The sequence below is a fragment of the Caulobacter sp. Root487D2Y genome, from assembly GCF_001427165.1.
Taxonomy (GTDB): Bacteria; Pseudomonadota; Alphaproteobacteria; order Caulobacterales; family Caulobacteraceae; genus Caulobacter.
This window is the reverse complement of record NZ_LMFD01000009.1, coordinates 114,950-130,081: the sequence shown is the minus strand read 5'-3', so window position 1 is coordinate 130,081 and position 15,132 is coordinate 114,950. Positions and strand designations below refer to the sequence as shown.

The 15,132-nt window shown below is 69.2% G+C and carries 15 protein-coding genes; 9 read left to right on the top strand and 6 right to left on the bottom strand.

The window, feature by feature from the left end:
* Nucleotides 1-108: 108 nt before the first annotated feature.
* From ASD38_RS08130 to rodA, 6 genes are all read left to right on the top strand, one after another.
* On the top strand, nucleotides 109-987 hold the full coding sequence (locus ASD38_RS08130) for a DMT family transporter (RefSeq protein ID WP_056459189.1): 879 nt from the start codon (nucleotides 109-111) through the stop codon (nucleotides 985-987).
* A 371-nt stretch (nucleotides 988-1,358) separates the two neighbouring features.
* Nucleotides 1,359-2,402 carry a rod shape-determining protein gene (locus ASD38_RS08125; protein WP_004623009.1) on the top strand — a complete coding sequence of 348 codons (1,044 nt, stop codon included), beginning with the start codon at nucleotides 1,359-1,361 and terminating at the stop codon, nucleotides 2,400-2,402.
* Between the two features lie 48 nt (nucleotides 2,403-2,450).
* On the top strand, nucleotides 2,451-3,557 hold the full coding sequence (gene mreC / locus ASD38_RS08120; protein ID WP_056459185.1) for a rod shape-determining protein MreC: 1,107 nt from the start codon (nucleotides 2,451-2,453) through the stop codon (nucleotides 3,555-3,557).
* Between the two features lies 1 nt (nucleotide 3,558).
* Complete coding sequence (locus ASD38_RS08115; protein ID WP_056441543.1) at nucleotides 3,559-4,068, top strand: hypothetical protein; 510 nt, start codon at nucleotides 3,559-3,561, stop codon at nucleotides 4,066-4,068.
* Between the two features lie 4 nt (nucleotides 4,069-4,072).
* A complete protein-coding gene (gene mrdA / locus ASD38_RS08110) occupies nucleotides 4,073-6,127 on the top strand; it encodes a penicillin-binding protein 2 (protein ID WP_056459182.1) in 2,055 nt (684 codons plus the stop codon).
* On the top strand, nucleotides 6,124-7,281 hold the full coding sequence (gene rodA / locus ASD38_RS08105) for a rod shape-determining protein RodA (RefSeq protein WP_056441537.1): 1,158 nt from the start codon (nucleotides 6,124-6,126) through the stop codon (nucleotides 7,279-7,281). Before mrdA ends, rodA begins: the two co-directional genes overlap by 4 nt.
* A gap of 145 nt (nucleotides 7,282-7,426) precedes the next feature.
* On the opposite strand, the gene ASD38_RS08100 is transcribed toward rodA, so the two are convergent.
* Entirely contained in the window at nucleotides 7,427-8,683 is a 1,257-nt protein-coding gene (locus ASD38_RS08100) for a DNA polymerase IV (RefSeq protein WP_056441534.1), read from the bottom strand.
* Nucleotides 8,680-9,327, bottom strand: a complete 648-nt coding sequence (locus ASD38_RS08095; RefSeq protein WP_056441531.1) for a hypothetical protein — start codon at nucleotides 9,325-9,327, stop codon at nucleotides 8,680-8,682. The genes ASD38_RS08100 and ASD38_RS08095 overlap by 4 nt, the downstream gene beginning before the upstream one ends.
* 122 nt (nucleotides 9,328-9,449) lie before the next feature.
* On the opposite strand from ASD38_RS08095, the gene divK reads away from it, so the two are divergent.
* Both divK and ASD38_RS08085 read left to right on the top strand, forming a co-directional pair.
* Nucleotides 9,450-9,818 (top strand): cell-cycle response regulator DivK, encoded by a 369-nt coding sequence (gene divK, locus ASD38_RS08090; protein ID WP_029916211.1) that lies wholly within the window; start codon nucleotides 9,450-9,452, stop codon nucleotides 9,816-9,818.
* 4 nt (nucleotides 9,819-9,822) lie between these two features.
* Nucleotides 9,823-11,187 (top strand): PleD family two-component system response regulator, encoded by a 1,365-nt coding sequence (locus tag ASD38_RS08085; RefSeq protein ID WP_056441528.1) that lies wholly within the window; start codon nucleotides 9,823-9,825, stop codon nucleotides 11,185-11,187.
* Nucleotides 11,188-11,275: 88 nt separating this feature from the next.
* Here ASD38_RS08085 and ASD38_RS08080 read toward each other — a convergent pair whose 3' ends face one another.
* From ASD38_RS08080 to ASD38_RS08065, 4 genes are all read right to left on the bottom strand, one after another.
* Entirely contained in the window at nucleotides 11,276-12,067 is a 792-nt protein-coding gene (locus ASD38_RS08080; RefSeq protein WP_056459179.1) for a glutaminyl-peptide cyclotransferase, read from the bottom strand.
* 103 nt (nucleotides 12,068-12,170) lie between these two features.
* The gene (gene rpmG / locus ASD38_RS08075; RefSeq protein WP_007673017.1) at nucleotides 12,171-12,338 is read right to left on the bottom strand and encodes a 50S ribosomal protein L33; all 168 of its coding nucleotides are present in this window, start codon (nucleotides 12,336-12,338) and stop codon (nucleotides 12,171-12,173) included.
* A gap of 81 nt (nucleotides 12,339-12,419) precedes the next feature.
* Nucleotides 12,420-12,866 (bottom strand): DUF6265 family protein, encoded by a 447-nt coding sequence (locus ASD38_RS08070; RefSeq protein WP_056441522.1) that lies wholly within the window; start codon nucleotides 12,864-12,866, stop codon nucleotides 12,420-12,422.
* Between the two features lie 21 nt (nucleotides 12,867-12,887).
* On the bottom strand, nucleotides 12,888-13,616 hold the full coding sequence (locus tag ASD38_RS08065) for an NUDIX hydrolase (RefSeq protein WP_056459175.1): 729 nt from the start codon (nucleotides 13,614-13,616) through the stop codon (nucleotides 12,888-12,890).
* A 212-nt stretch (nucleotides 13,617-13,828) separates the two neighbouring features.
* On the opposite strand from ASD38_RS08065, the gene ASD38_RS08060 reads away from it, so the two are divergent.
* Nucleotides 13,829-15,124 (top strand): amidohydrolase, encoded by a 1,296-nt coding sequence (locus ASD38_RS08060; RefSeq protein ID WP_056459643.1) that lies wholly within the window; start codon nucleotides 13,829-13,831, stop codon nucleotides 15,122-15,124.
* Nucleotides 15,125-15,132: the final 8 nt, after the last annotated feature.

The window sequence follows — 15,132 nt, the reverse complement described above, 5'->3', positions numbered from 1 at the left end:
CCGGGATGACGGTGGTTGGGGGTTGAAGGGCTTCGTGACCCGCTGCTCGCCGCCGAACGGCCGAGTCGCGAGCCGCTCCGCCGCCACGAAGCGGCATAAGGGACCGTCATGATCTGGATCCCCATCACCATCGCCGCGGCGGCCTTCCAGGTGGCCCGCAACGCCGCCCAGCGCTCGGTGATGGGCGGGGCTGGGCCCTGGGGCGCGACCCTGGTGCGGTTCCTGTTCGGCCTGCCGTTCGCCACGGTGTTCGCCGCCGCCGCCTGGCTGGCGACTCCGGGGGCGAGCGCCCACGCCACGGCGCCGTTCTGGCTGGCCTGCCTCGCCGGGGCGGCCCTGCAGATCTGCGCCACCGCCGCCCAACTGACGGCCATGCACCGATCGTCCTTCGCCCTGGGCACGGCCTTGCAGCAGAGCGGCCTGCCGTTCGCCCTGGTCTGGGGCGTGCTGCTGTTCGGCGACAAGGTGTCGGCCGTGACCTGGGGCGGCGGACTGGTGGCCACGGCGGGGCTGGCGGTGCTGACCTGGCCGCGGGGCGAGACGCCGATGCGGCGCGGCGCGGTGACGGCGGGCCTGGCCTCGGGCGCGGCCTTCGCCCTCTGCGCCAACTGCTTCCGTCAGGCCGCGCTGATCTTCGAGCCCGCTCATCCGGTCGTGTCGGCACTGGTGACGGTGATGGTGGTCCAGGCCATCCAGTCGGCGGCCCTGACCGCCTTCCTGGCCACGCGCAATCCCGACGCCCTGGTCGAGGTGGTCAAGGCCTGGCGGCGGTCGCTGGGGGCGGGATTCTGCGGCGCGGCGGCCTCGGGCCTGTGGTTCACGGCCATGGCGTTCAGTCCCGTGGGGCCGGTGAGGGCGGTCGGGGTGATCGAGATGCCCCTTGCCGCCCTGGCGGGACGCCGTCTGTTCGCGGAGCGGCTGACCGCCGTCCAGATGATCTTCGGCCTGGTCGCGGCGGCCGGCGTGGCCATGGCGGCGCTCGGCTAGAAAACGCCATGTTTCTGCGATGAAACCCCCCGCGCCGCCGTTCTGCGCAAACAGGTGATCCAAGGGGTGTAATAGACCTTGAAATCAACGCTTTCGCAGGGCAAACGGGCTTCGTCGGCAGCTTCGTGGCAGTCAGACGACGGCGCGGCGGGGGCCAGCGCTCCCGTCGTGCGGCAGGCGCTCGTCAGTGGGACATAACCCCGCATTTCGCGGGAATCATGTTGTCCTCCTTAGGAATTGAAGTAGGAGCCATCTTTTCCCTTCGCCTTCACCGGTTCGCCGGCGCAAATGGCTCCGTTTCGCATACCCGCCGCCTTCGCTTTCTAAAGACCCAGCCGCCTCGCCCCTTATCCCCTCAGTCAGGGCTTTCAATGTTTTCTTCCCTCTTCGGCGTCATCTCCAACGACATCGCCATCGACCTGGGCACCGCCAACACCCTCATCTACATGAAGGGCAAGGGCATCGTTCTGAACGAGCCGTCGGTGGTCGCGCTGCGCAATGTCGGCGGCCGCAAGATCGTTCACGCCGTGGGGATCGAGGCCAAGCAGATGCTGGGCCGCACGCCGGGCCACATGGAAGCCATTCGCCCGATGCGCGACGGGGTCATCGCCGACTTCGAAGTCGCCGAGGAGATGATCAAGTACTTCATCCGCAAGGTTCACAACCGCAAGGGCTTCGTGAACCCCAAGGTCATCGTCTGCGTGCCGTCGGGCGCCACCGCCGTGGAACGCCGCGCGATCAACGACAGCTGCCTGAACGCCTCGGCCCGCCGCGTGGGTCTGATCGACGAGCCGATGGCCGCCGCGATCGGCGCCGGCCTGCCGATCCACGAGCCGACCGGCTCGATGGTCGTCGACATCGGCGGGGGCACCACCGAGGTGGCCGTGCTGTCGCTGTCGGGGATCGTCTATTCGCGCTCGGTCCGCGTCGGCGGCGACAAGATGGACGAGGCGATCATCAGCTACATGCGTCGCCACCATAACCTGCTGATCGGCGAAACGACCGCCGAGCGCATCAAGAAGGAAATCGGCACCGCCCGCGCCCCGGCCGACGGCGAGGGCCTGTCGATCGACGTCAAGGGCCGCGACCTGATGCAGGGCGTGCCGCGCGAAGTGCGCATTTCGGAAAAGCAGGCCGCCGACGCCCTGGCCGAACCGGTCGGGCAGATCGTCGAAGCCGTGAAGGTGGCCCTGGAAGCCACGCCGCCGGAACTGGCCAGCGACATCGCCGACAAGGGCATCATGCTGACCGGCGGCGGCGCGCTGCTGCGCGGCCTGGACGCCGAGATCCGCGACCACACCGGCCTGCCGGTCACCGTGGCCGACGATCCGCTGTCGTGCGTGGCCCTGGGCTGCGGCAAGGTGCTCGAGCATCCCAAGTGGATGAAGGGCGTGCTTGAATCGACTCTCGCCTAGGCGTCAATTCCATCTGGACGCCGCGGGGGGCGTCGGGAGAACTAGTACGTGCCCTTTCGCGAAGGTCCGCTCGGCGACCTGAAAGTGCCGCTTACCTGGACCGCGGCCGTGGCGTTGATCGTCGCGATCGTGATCGCGGTGGCGTTCCTGCTGGCCGATCGGCGCGAGACCCTTCAGCAACAGGCCTATGGCGTCACCCGTCAGACGGTCGACACGGTGTCCAAGCCGGTCAGCGGCGTGATCGCCGCCCCGGGGCGCTGGACCGGCCTGGGCGTCGACTTCATCAGCAGCTACTTCTTCACCGCGTCCGAAAACCGCCGGCTGAAGGCCGAGCTGAAGGAGATGCGCGGCTATCGCGACCAGTACCTGGCCGAGGTCGACAAGAACCAGAGCTACCGCACGCTGCTGGGCCTGCGCACCGATCCGCCGATCCCGATGGTCGCCGCCCGGGTGGTCAGCGACACCCGCGGCCCGTTCGCCAACACCCGCCTGGCCGACGCCGGCGCGGAAAAGGGCGTGGTGGTCGGCAATCCGGTGATGAACGAGCGCGGCTTGGTCGGCCGCGTGGTCGGCGTGGCCCACGGGGCCAGCCGCGTGCTGCTGCTGACCGACATCGCCTCGCGCACGCCGGTGATGATCGACCGCACCAACGCCCGCGCCATCCTGACCGGCGACGGCGGCCCCAATCCGAAGCTCGAATACCTGCGCGGCGTCGATCCGATCAAGGAAGGCGACCGGGTCGTCACGTCGGGCGACGGCGGCGTGGTGCCGCGCGGCCTGCCGGTGGGCGCGGCGGTCAAGGGCCTGGACGGCCGTTGGCGCGTGGTGCTGTTCGCCGACGACAGCGCCATCGACTATGTCCGCATCCTGCTGTTCAAGGACTTCTCGCAGCTGGCCGACCAGAAGGCCCTGCTGACCCGCAGCCTGCCGCCGGTCACCACCGAGGATCCCGACGTCTCGATCCTGGGCCCGGCCGCCACCGCCAAGCCGCCGGCCCAGACGGGCGCCGCGACTCCGGGCACGACGCCGCCTAAGCCGGCCGCTCCGACGACCTCCACGCCGCCGCCGCCCGCCGCCAAGCCCGCGACGACGCCGGCCCCGAGACCGGCGGCCCTGAAGCCGACGGCGGGGCAGCCGACCGGCGGGGGGATCTAGGGTGGGCGGCGCGCGGCCTCTGCATCCCGGCCGGTGGCTGGGCGTGCCCGCCCTATTCTGCGTGCTGGCGACCATCGCCTTCGCCGCGCCGATCCGCATCTACGGCCTGCAACTGCCCGAGCCGGTGTTCGCCATGGTGCCGGCCTTCGCCTGGGCCCTGATCCGACCGTCGATCCTGGCGCCTTTCGCCCTGCTGCTGCTGGGCCTGTTCCTGGACATGTTCTGGGGCGGACCGACCGGCCTGTGGGGCCTGTCGCTGCTGGTCGCCTACGCCACCGCCCTGACCGGCCGCAACATGATGACCGGCCAGAGCCGGCCGATGATGTGGGCCTGGTTCGGCGGGGTCACCGCGGTGGCCATGGCCGCCGGATTCCTGTTCAGCATGCTCGACAGCCTGGCCATGCCCAGCCTGCTGGCGGTGTTCTGGCAGTTTCTGGTCACGGCCCTGTTGTTCCCGTTCGCCCACCGGCTGATCGACCGGTTCGAGGACGCGGACGTTCGGTTCCGGTGACGCCATGAGCGAACCGTCAATCTTCTTCTTCGAGGTCAACGAGCGGCAGGGGGTCTTCCACCGTCGGGCGTTCCTGATGGGCGGCCTGGCCGGCGGCGGTCTGCTGGCCCTGGGCGGACGCCTGGCCCAGCTGCAGCTGGTCGAGGCCCGGCGCTACCAGAAGCTTTCGGCCGGCAACCAGTTCAACTACCGCCTGATGCCCCCGCCGCGCGGCCTGATCCTGGACCGCAACGGCGTGGCCCTGGCCTCGAACCGCCCGAACTTCCGGCTGATGGTCACCAAGGAATCCAAGGACTTCGACGTCGAGGCCACCCTGGACGACCTGGCCCTTCTGGTGCCGATCGACGGCACGCGCCGGGCCCGGCTGATCAAGGACATCGCCCGTGCGCCCAGGAAGGCCCCGGTGGCGGTGATGGAGGACATGACCTGGGAGGAATTCTCCCGCGTCAACATCCGCGCGCCCGAGCTGCCCGGCGTGACCGCCGACATGGGCGAGGTGCGGGTCTATCCGTTCGGCGGGGCCTTCGCCCACGTGATCGGCTATGTGGCCAAGGTTTCCGACCGCGACCTGGAAAAGGCCAAGTCCGATCCGACCCAGGACCAGGACCTGCTGCACCATCCGGGGTTCCGGATCGGCAAGCAGGGCGTCGAAAAGGCCCTGGACCGCGAGCTGCGCGGCCGTCCCGGCGCCACCAAGGCCGAGGTCGACGCCCAGGGCCGCGTGGTGCGCCTGGACCCCGAGGGCGACATCCCGCCCACCCCGGGCAAGGAAGTGCGGCTGACCCTGGACGCCGACATCCAGAACCGCGCCCTGGAGGTGATGGGCGACGAAAGCGGCGCCATCGTCGTGATGGACATCCGCAACGGCGACCTGCTGGCCATGGTCTCGGCCCCCAGCTTCGACGCCAACCGGTTCGTGAAGGGCCTGTCGGGTCCGGAATACAAGGCGCTGGCCGAATACGAGCGCAAGCCGCTGCTGGACAAGGCGCTGAGCGGCAACTTCCCGCCCGGTTCGACCTTCAAGCCCACCGTCGGCCTGGCCGCCCTGACCGCCGGGATCGATCCCGAGGTTCGCGTGAACTGCGGCGGCAGCTGGTACTACGGCGGGCGGACCTGGCGGTGCTGGGAAAAGGGCGGCCACGGCTCGCAGAACATGCACGAGGCCATCAAGAACTCGTGCGACATCTACTTCTACCAGACCTCGCTGAAGATCGGTCCGGACGCCATCGCCACGGCCGCGCGCGCGATGGGCTTCGGCGAGACCTTCGACATCGGCATTCCGGGCCAGAAGAAGGGCCTGGTGCCCGACCGGGCCTGGAAGAAGCGGGCCAACAAGAAGAATCCGGCCAACCAGATCTGGTTTCCGGGCGAAACGCCCAGCTACGGGATCGGGCAGGGGGCCTTGAGCGTCAACGCCCTGCAGCTGGCCGTGATGACCGCCCGCCTGGCCAACAGCAAGAAGGCGCTCAACCCGCGCCTGATCAAGTCGGTCGGCGGCGTCGAGCAGCCCAGCGGCGCGGCCGTGCCCGACCTGCCGTTCAGCCAGGAGCACCTGACCTATGTGCGCGGCGGCATGGAGGCCGTGGCGAACGACGTGCGCGGCACCGCCTACCGGCAGAGCCAGCTGGGCCTGGGCGACGTGAAGATGGCCGGCAAGACCGGCACGGCCCAGGTGCGCAGCTACGACAAGGTCGCCAACCGCAAGAGCACCAGCGTCGCCTGGCGGCTCAAGGACCACAACCTGTTCGTGGCCTTCGCCCCCTATGACGACCCGCGCTACGCCGTGGCCGTGATCATCGAGCACGGCGGCCTGGGCGGCGCCACCGCCGGCGCCCCGCGGGCTCGCGAGGTGATGCGCGTGGCGCTGCTGAAGGATCCCGAGGTCCGCGCCCGCATCGAGCGGCCCATGCCGATGCCCGAAGAGCCTGTCGAAACCACGCCCGACGGCTCGGTCGAGGGCGCCGCGCCCGACGATCCGATCGTGGGCGCGCCGCCGCCGTCGCCGGCCCCCGCGACCCCCACCATTCCCGCGCCTCCCGTCCCCGGAGCTCCCCGATGACCCTCAGCGGCGGCCTCAGCCGGCCTGGCGAACGCGATCGGCCGATCATCAAGTTCATGGAGATCGACTGGACCCTGTGTCTGGTCCTGTGCCTGATCGCCGGCACCGGGGCGCTCATGCTGTTTTCGATCGCCGGCGGTTCCTGGGAGCCGTGGGCCGACAAGCACCTGCTGCGCTTCGGCGTCTATTTCGTGATGATGATCATCCTGGCCATGGTCGACCTGCGGGTCTGGTTCAGCCTGGCCTATCCGATCTACGGGGTCGGGCTGCTGCTGCTGGTGGCGGTGGCCCTGGTCGGCGACTCCTCGCTGGGCGCGCAGCGCTGGCTGGTGCTCGGACCGGTCCGCTTCCAGCCGTCCGAAGTGATGAAGATCGGCGTCGTCCTGGCCCTGGCCCGCTACTATCACGGCCTGTCGGCCGACAGCGCCCGGCTGTCCTGGAAGCTGCTGATCCCGGCCGTCCTGATCGGCATGCCGGTCCTGCTGGTGGCCCACCAGCCCGACCTGGGCACGGCGATGCTGATCGCCCTGCCGGGCCTGGCGGTCATGGTGCTGGCCGGCCTGTCGCTGAGGCTGATCATCGTCGGGATGGTCGGCGCCCTGGCCGCCCTGCCGCCGTTCATCTTCTTCGTGCTGCACGACTATCAGCGCAACCGGATCCTGACCTTCATGGACCCGGAGAAGGACCCGTCGGGCGACGGCTACCACATCATGCAGTCGAAGATCGCCCTGGGCTCGGGCGGGCTGATGGGCAAGGGCTTCGGCCTGGGCTCGCAAAGCCAGCTGAACTTCCTGCCCGAGAAGCAGACCGACTTCATCTTCGCCACCCTGGCCGAGGAGTTCGGCTTCATCGGCTGCTTCAGCGTGCTGTTCCTGTACGGCGTGGCGATCTTCATGGCCCTGCGCATCGCCTCGATCAGCCACAGCCACTTCGGACGCCTGTCGGCGGCCGGGGTGACGGCCACTTTCGCCCTCTACGTGCTGATCAACGGCGCGATGGTCATGGGCATGGCCCCGGTGGTGGGCGTGCCCATGCCGATGCTGAGCTATGGCGGCACCGTGATGCTGACGGTCATGGTCGGGTTCGGCCTGGTCCAGGCCGTGCGGGTGCACCGCTATACCGAAGTGACCAGCGGCAAGGGCTCGCTGATGTAGGGTTTGGTGGGGGCGAACACTTGCCCCCTACGGATCGCTTCGCGATCGTCTTCCCCCATAGGGGGAAGAGGAGGTGCGCGGCCTCCGCCCCCTATGGGGGCGGACAGACCGCGAAGCGGTCAGGTGGGGGCAAGTGGGTGAGCCACTATTTTCCCTTCAGCGCCCTTCCACTCACCACGGCCCCCGCCCCGTACTTCCCCCGCAGCCCGTCGATCACCGTCTCGCTCTTCAGCGCCTTGCGCTCCTCGCCGGCGAAGAAGTCGTCGGCCGCGCCTTCGGCGGGCACGAAGTCGGTCAGGCCCGCGCCGATCAGGCGGTAGTGCAGGCCTCCCGGCTCGGCCGCCAGCAGCTCGCGCGCCACCTGGAAAAGGGTCCGCGCGGTCTGGATCGGCACGGGCAGGGTGCGCCGGCGGGTGTGGATCTTGAAGTCGGGCGTGCGCAGTTTCAGCGTGGCCACGCGGCCCGCCACCCCGCCGGCCCGGGCCTGGCGGGCGACCTTCTCGCACAGCGGCCACAACTCGTCCTCGAGGTCCTCGCGCTTGTAGAGGTCATCGTTGAACGTGGTCTCGGCGCTGATCGTCTTGCGCTCCTGGTCGGGATCGACCAGCCGGGTGTCGCGGCCGTGGGCCAGGTGGTGCAGCCGCAGGCCGCCCGAGCCCAACACCTTGACCAGCCATTTGAGGTCGGCGTTGGCGATGTCGCCGACCGTTCGCAGGCCCTCCGAGGCCAGGGCCGTGACGGTGGCGGGGCCGACGCCGGGCAGGATCGACACCGGCCGCGGGGCCAGGAACTCGACGATCCCCGCCGCCCCGATCACCGAGAAGCCGCGCGGCTTGTCCAGCTCCGAGGCGATCTTGGCCAGGAACTTGTTGGGAGCCAGGCCGATCGAGACGGTGATCCCGACCTCGGCCTCGATCTCGCGCTGGACCCGGGCCAGCATCACCGCCGGCGGGGCGCCGTGCAGGCGCTCGGTGCCCGACAGGTCGATCCAGGCCTCGTCCAGCGACAGCGGCTGCACCAGGGGCGTCAGGGCCTCCAGCTTGGCCATGATCCGCCGGCTCTCGTGCTTGTACTTGGCGAAGTTGGGCTTGATGACCACCGCGTCGGGGCACAGCTTCAGCGCCTTGTACATCGGCATGGCCGAGCGGGGGCCGCTCATGCGCGCGATGTAGCAGGCGGTCGTCACCACCCCGCGCTTGCCGCCGCCGACGATCACCGGCTTGTCGCGCAGGGACGGGTCGTCGCGCTTCTCGACCGACGCATAGAAGGCGTCGCAGTCCAGGTGCGCCATGGACAGTTGGCCCAGCTCCTCGTGGAAGATCACCCGCGGCGAACCGCAGGACGGACAGCGCGAGACCTTGGTCTCGCCCGTCGCCAGGCAGTCGCGGCACAGCGCTTTCATCGGAACAGCTTGCGCTCGATGGCCGTCTTCAGGTCCGGCCACAGGTCGATCCGCGCGTGCCGCTCGGGATCGCTGGGGGCCAGGGGGCGCAGCCGCTCGTCGGCCACCATCTGGAAGCGGTTCACCCACGGCGCGCTTTCCGCCACCGAGTCCAGCTGCGGCAGCAGGTCGTCGATGAACGCCGACGGCGAAGCCGTCCGCTCGGACAGGTGGGCCGCCGACGGCCCCTTGGGACCGCTGTTGATCACCAGCGGATAGTCGAAGCCATGGGTCTTCAGCCAGCGGGCGCGCGATTGGCGGCCGTGCTCGGGGGCGTTGGTCAGGATCACCACGTCGGCGCGGGTCGACAGGTCGGCCAGGGCGTCGGCCGCGCCCTCGGCCGGCAGCAGGTCGTCGGCCCCGTCGCGGAAGAAGTCGTTGAACAGCGCCCGGCCGGCGATCAGGTCCACATGCTCGGTCTCGCCGGGGCGATAGATGTTCTGGAACAGGGCGTAGCGGTCGAATCGCAGCTCGAATCCGTGGCGTCCGATGAACGTTCCGAAGCCATGCATGAACCGCGCGAGGACCTCGTCGACATCGACGATGACCAGCGGCGCGTCCGGGCGCACGATGCAGGTCTGAAGGTCGGAAAAACTGGGTTCCATGATCTGCGATTGGCCGAGATAAACGCGATTAGCGCGGGCTTAAGGATATTCGTGCGATCTGGAATCCAGAAGCGACGCGAATCCCTCACGCGTCGCCACGGACCGGAATGGTCGGGGTCAGGATGACGAAGAAGGTCCTCATCGTCGAGGATAACGAGCTGAACATGAAACTCTTTCATGATCTGCTCGAAGCCCAGGGCTATGAGACCCTGCAGACCCGCGAGGGCCTGCAGGCTCTGTCGATCGCCCGCGAGCACCGTCCGGACCTGATCCTGATGGATATCCAGCTGCCCGAGATCTCCGGCCTTGAAGTCACCAAGTGGCTCAAGGAGGATGACGATCTGTCACATATCCCCGTCGTCGCCGTTACGGCATTCGCCATGAAGGGCGACGAGGAACGCATCCGTGAGGGCGGCTGCGAGGCCTATATCTCCAAGCCCATCTCGGTGTCGCACTTCCTGGACACCATTCGCCGGTTGCTGGAGAGGTAGGCTCGTGAGCGCGCGCATCCTGGTCGTCGACGACATCGAGGCCAATGTCCGCCTGCTCGAGGCCAAGCTGTCGGCGGAATATTACCAGGTCTCGGTCGCCCATGACGGCCCCACCGCCCTGACCCTGGCGGCCAGCGAGCTGCCCGACGTGATCCTGCTGGACGTGATGATGCCCGGCATGGACGGCTTCACCGTCTGCAAGAAGCTCAAGGAAGATCCGACCACCCGCCACATCCCGGTGGTGCTGGTCACGGCGCTGGACGGCCGCGCCGACCGCATCCAGGGGCTGGAGGCGGGCGCCTCGGACTTTCTGACCAAGCCGATCGACGACGTCATGCTGTTCGCCCGCGTGCGCAGCCTGACCCGCTTCAAGCTGGTGATCGACGAACTGCGCCAGCGCGAGGCCTCGGGCCGGCGCATGGGCGTGATCGCCGGCGCCGCCTCGCGCCTGGACGGCCTGGGCGGCCGGGTGCTGGTGGTCGACGACAACGAACGCCAGGCCCAGCGCGTGGCCGCCGAGCTGGCGGTCGAACACCGCCCGGTGGTCGAGTCCGATCCCGTGAAGGCCCAGATCAGCGCCGGCGGACCGGTCGACCTGGTGATCATCAACGCCGCGGCCAAGGGCTTCGACGGCCTGCGCTTCGCCGCCTCGCTGCGGTCGGACGAGCGCACCCGCCACCTGCCGATCCTGGCCATGGTCGATCCCGACGAGCGCCAGCGCCTGGTCAAGGCGCTGGAGATCGGCATCAATGACATCCTGCCCCGGCCGATCGATCCGCAGGAGCTGTCGGCCCGGGTGAAGACCCAGATCCAGCGCAAGCGCTATACCGACTACCTGCGCCAGAACCTCGACCACAGCCTGGAGCTGGCGGTCACCGATCAGCTCACCGGCCTGCACAATCGCCGCTACATGTCCGGCCAGCTCGACTCGCTGGTCAAGCGCGCGGCCCTGGGCGGCGACCCGGTCGCGGCCCTGCTGATCGACATCGACCACTTCAAGAAGATCAACGACGGCTTCGGCCACGACGTCGGCGACGAGGTGCTGCGCGAGTTCGCCCTGCGTCTGGCCTCCAACGTCCGCGCCATCGACCTGCCTTGCCGCTACGGCGGCGAGGAGTTCACGGTGATCATGCCCGACACCCAGCTGGCCGACGCCCTGCGCATCGCCGAGCGGATCCGCATGCACGTCTCCGGCTCGCCGTTCCGCGTCGCCCAGGGCAGCGAGCTGCTGACCGTGACCATCTCGATTGGCGTCTCGGCCACCAGCGGCCCGGACGACACCCCCGAAACCCTGATGAAGCGGGCCGACGAGGCGGTGTACGAGGCCAAGAAGTCCGGCCGCAACGCCGTGGTGGGCAAGGCGGCCTAGCACGGCCGGGGACATGCCCTTGCGGCGTGTCCCCCATTTCCAGGCGCCGCGATAACCGATGGGGACACGCCGCGAGGGCATGTCCCCGTCAGGGCTTCGCCACCACCCTGATCTCGTACATCCGCGGCCACAGCTTGCCCGTCACGATCAGCCGGTCGGCCTTGGCGTCGTAGGCGATGCCGTTCAGCACGTCGGTGCGCGCGCGATCCTCCAACGGCAGCAGGCCCGTCAAGTCGATCCAGCCGGTCACCTTGCCGCTCGCCGGGTCGATGCGGGCGATGCGGTCGCTCTTCCAGATGTTGGCCAAGATCTCGCCCTTGACCCATTCCAGCTCGTTCAGCTGATCCACCGGCCGGCCCTCGTCGGTGACGGTGATCCCGCCGGTCTCCTTCAGGGTCTCCGGATCCAGGAACCGCAGGCGCGACGTTCCGTCGCTCATGATCAGCCGCTTGTCGTCGCGGGTCAGGGCCCAGCCTTCGCCCTCATAGCTGAATTCGCCGCGCGCCTCGAAGTCGTCGAGGCCGTAGACGAAGCCGATCTGGTGTTTCCAGGTCAGCTCGATCAGCCGGTCCTTCCAGTCGACGATGCCCTCGCCGAAGTATTGGCTGGAAATCGAGCGCTCGTTCTCGACGCCGCCGGTCTCCAGCACGATCTTGCGGATCGACGAGGCGCCCTCCAGGCCCGTGCTCTCGTACAGAAAGCCGTCCCGCAGGAAGAGGCCTTCGGTGAAGGCGTTGGGGTCGTGGGGATAGGTGCGGACCACCTCGTAGCCGTAGACCGGCGTGGCGGCGTGAGCCTGGGCCACGTGAGCCAGCGGCGAACCGGCGCCAAACAGCAAAACAACGGCCAGCCAGAGGGAGGAAAGCGGAAGTCGACGCATGGTCCAGCTAGGCCTGCCCTCGGCGGCGAAAACAAGACGACCTAAACGAAAAACGCCCGGCTTCGCAGCCGGGCGTCTTGTCACATCGCGTTGGACGCAAGATCTACTTGATCTTGCCTTCCTTGAATTCGACGTGCTTGCGGATGACCGGATCGTACTTCTTCAGCACCATCTTTTCGGTCTTGGTGCGGGCGTTCTTCTTGGTCACGTAGAAGAAGCCGGTGTCCGCCGTCGAGTTCAGGCGGATCTTGATGGAAGCCGGTTTGGCCATGGTCGAATCCCTGCGATGGTCGCGCAGGTCCCTACGCGGTCGAAATAAGAGGCGCGGAACATACTCACCGGCGGCGCAAAGTCAATTGCCGGTCTCGCATCGTTTGTAGGGGAAATCGACGCTCCTGGCCTGGCCGCCGATTTGCCCCTCGATCCGGCCGATGATCTCGTCGGCGCCGAGGCGGCGATAGATCACCCGCTGGGGAAAATCATGGGCGGGGTTCTCGAAGACCGCCATCTCCGGCGTCAGGCTCTTGAGCGGGAAGGTCGCCTTCTCCTGGCCCGAGGGCTCGGCCATGTAGGCCAGCGAGCCGTCGGCCTCGACGATGCGGGTGAATTCGTAGTCGCGCAGCTTGCCGTCCTTGAGCGTGCGGCCCATGCCCAGCATGACGCCGCCGCCCGGACCCATCCACCGCTCCTCGACCACGCCGCCCGGCTTGGTCTGGATCCAGCAGCCTTTCAGCCAGGCCATCTGGTCGATCGTGGCGGGCGGGCCCGCCAGGGCGGCGGCGAGAGCGAGGGCGAGCATCGAAGGGCTCCCTGGGGCGCTCTAGAGATAACTCAACTGCCGCGCCCCGCGCAGGAAGCGCATGAACGGCGCCGGGCGTCCAGGGTCGGCCAGGCGCTGGGCCACCTCGTGGACGACGAAGCGGGTGATGTTGGGCAGGTCCAGCGCGCGGGCCTGGTCGAAGTCGAACCAGCCGATCTCGTCCAGCTCGCCGCAGTCGGGCTGGCGGTCCAGGCTCAGCAGGGCGCTGGCGGGGGCCATGAAGAACCGGGCGTCGAAGCGGCGGGTGCGATAGGGCGGGGTGATGGCCCGGGCCACGAAGGCCAGCGGCGCCAGGTCGGGCAGGGCGCCCTGGGCCAGGAACGGCCGCCAGGCCCCGGCGCCGGGCCGCTCGGGCGCTGTCTGGGCCAGCAGCAGGCCAGTCTCCTCGAAGGTTTCGCGCACCGCCGCCAGGGCCAGGGCGCGGGCCAGGCGGGGGGGACTGGCGTGGCGCGGCTCCAGGCTCAGGCGCGCCGCGGTTTCGGGCGCCAGTTCGCTGGCCGACGGCGCGAGGTAGTCGCCGCGGTCGACCCGGCCGCCGGGGAACACCCACTTGTCGGCCATGAAGGCCAGGCCCCGGTTGCGGCGGCCCATCAGCAGGCGCGGCTTGGGCCCGTCGTCGCGGACCACGATCAGGGTGGCGGCATGGCGCGGCTTCAGCACGCCGGCGCGCGGATCGCGGACGTCGCCGTCGTTGCGGGTGTCGAACTTGGCTTCGATCGGTTCGTCCATCTTCCGAGCTTAGACCCGACTCACGACGACGCCATCCGTCCGTAGGGGCAACTGGCGGTGAGGGAGCGGGGACACGCCGCAAGGGCATGTCCCCAGCGCGTGGCGGGGACATGCCCTCGCGGCGTGTCCCCAAATCCATTCCCGGCGCTTGACCGGCGCGCGCTCGCCCGCCCAAGCTCCCGGCGGGGATTTCAGGAATCGAGGGGATGGCCATGTTCGCAAGGGTTTCCGGGCTGGCCTTGGCCGCCGCGTTGCTGGCCGGACCCGCGCTCGCCGCGCCGTCCGCCGCCCAGGTGGCCGCCGCCGCCAAGGCCGTCCAGCCCAAGGTCGTGGCCTGGCGGCGCGATATCCACGAGCATCCCGAGCTGGGCAACCAGGAGGTCCGCACGGCGGCCCTGGTGGCCAAGGAGCTCCGCGCCCTGGGCTTCGAGGTCCGCGAGGGCGTGGGCCGCACCGGCGTGGTCGGGGTGTTGAAGGGCGGCAAGCCCGGTAAGGTCGTGGCCCTGCGCGCCGACATGGACGCCCTGCCGGTCGAGGAAAAGACCGGCCTGCCGTTCGCCTCCAAGGTCACGGCCCAGTGGGAGGGTCGGACCCTGCCGATCATGCACGCCTGCGGCCACGACACCCACGTGGCCATGCTGCTGGGAACCGCGACGGTGCTGGCCGGCATGAAGGCCGACATCCCCGGCACTGTGGTGCTGATCTTCCAGCCGGCCGAGGAGGGCTCCCAGGCCGGCGAGGAGGGCGGGGCGGGCCTGATGATCCGCGACGGCGCCCTGGACCACCCCAAGGTCGACGCCGTCTTCGGCCTGCACATCGGCCCCGGCGACGCCCACGCGCTGAACTACCGGGCCGGCGGCTTCTATGCGGGCTCCGACCGCCTGACGATCACCGTCAAGGGCAAGCAGACCCACGGGGCGCGGCCCTGGGCCGGCGTCGACATGGCCAGCGTCGCGGCCGACATCGTCCAGGCCTTCAACCAGATCGCCGCCCGCCAGGTCGACGTCGGCGCCTCGCCCACCGTGCTGACCGTGGCGACCATCAACATGGGGGTGCGCAACAACATCATCCCCGAAGACCTGACCATGACCGGCACCCTGCGCACCTTCAACGCGGAGCGGCGCGCCGACGTGATGGACAAGGTCCAGAAGACCGTGGCCGCCATCGGCGACCGCTATGGCGCGAAAGCCCAGGCGGTGTTCACCCAGCCCTATCCGGTCACCACGAACGACCCGGCCCTGTCGGCCTGGGTCAAGCCGGTGCTGGAGCAGGCCTCGCCCGGCAAGGTCGACGACCAGGCGGCCCTGGTCACCGGGGCCGAGGACTTCTCCCGCTACGGCGAGAAGGCCCCGGCGGTGTTCATCCAGCTGGGCGGCCGCCCGGCCAGCGTGCCCGCCGCCACGGCCCCGGCCAACCACTCGCCCTATTTCGACGTCGACGAGGCGGTGTTCGAGACCGGGGTGAAGGCCGAGGTGCTGCTGGCCCTGGACTATCTGGCGAAGAAGTAGTCCCCAGA

What these genes read in the sequence shown, in the direction of transcription:
- ASD38_RS08095 (WP_056441531.1), bottom strand. Translation starts at nt 9,327, where the DNA reads ATGGAACCCAGTTTTTCCGACCTTCAGACCTGCATCGTGCGCCCGGAC.
- divK (WP_029916211.1), top strand. Translation starts at nt 9,450, where the DNA reads ATGACGAAGAAGGTCCTCATCGTCGAGGATAACGAGCTGAACATGAAA.
- ASD38_RS08130 (WP_056459189.1), top strand. Translation starts at nt 109, where the DNA reads ATGATCTGGATCCCCATCACCATCGCCGCGGCGGCCTTCCAGGTGGCC.
- ASD38_RS08070 (WP_056441522.1), bottom strand. Translation starts at nt 12,866, where the DNA reads ATGCTCGCCCTCGCTCTCGCCGCCGCCCTGGCGGGCCCGCCCGCCACG.
- rodA (WP_056441537.1), top strand. Translation starts at nt 6,124, where the DNA reads ATGACCCTCAGCGGCGGCCTCAGCCGGCCTGGCGAACGCGATCGGCCG.
- ASD38_RS08065 (WP_056459175.1), bottom strand. Translation starts at nt 13,616, where the DNA reads ATGGACGAACCGATCGAAGCCAAGTTCGACACCCGCAACGACGGCGAC.
- mrdA (WP_056459182.1), top strand. Translation starts at nt 4,073, where the DNA reads ATGAGCGAACCGTCAATCTTCTTCTTCGAGGTCAACGAGCGGCAGGGG.
- ASD38_RS08125 (WP_004623009.1), top strand. Translation starts at nt 1,359, where the DNA reads ATGTTTTCTTCCCTCTTCGGCGTCATCTCCAACGACATCGCCATCGAC.
- rpmG (WP_007673017.1), bottom strand. Translation starts at nt 12,338, where the DNA reads ATGGCCAAACCGGCTTCCATCAAGATCCGCCTGAACTCGACGGCGGAC.
- ASD38_RS08100 (WP_056441534.1), bottom strand. Translation starts at nt 8,683, where the DNA reads ATGAAAGCGCTGTGCCGCGACTGCCTGGCGACGGGCGAGACCAAGGTC.
- ASD38_RS08080 (WP_056459179.1), bottom strand. Translation starts at nt 12,067, where the DNA reads ATGCGTCGACTTCCGCTTTCCTCCCTCTGGCTGGCCGTTGTTTTGCTG.
- ASD38_RS08060 (WP_056459643.1), top strand. Translation starts at nt 13,829, where the DNA reads ATGTTCGCAAGGGTTTCCGGGCTGGCCTTGGCCGCCGCGTTGCTGGCC.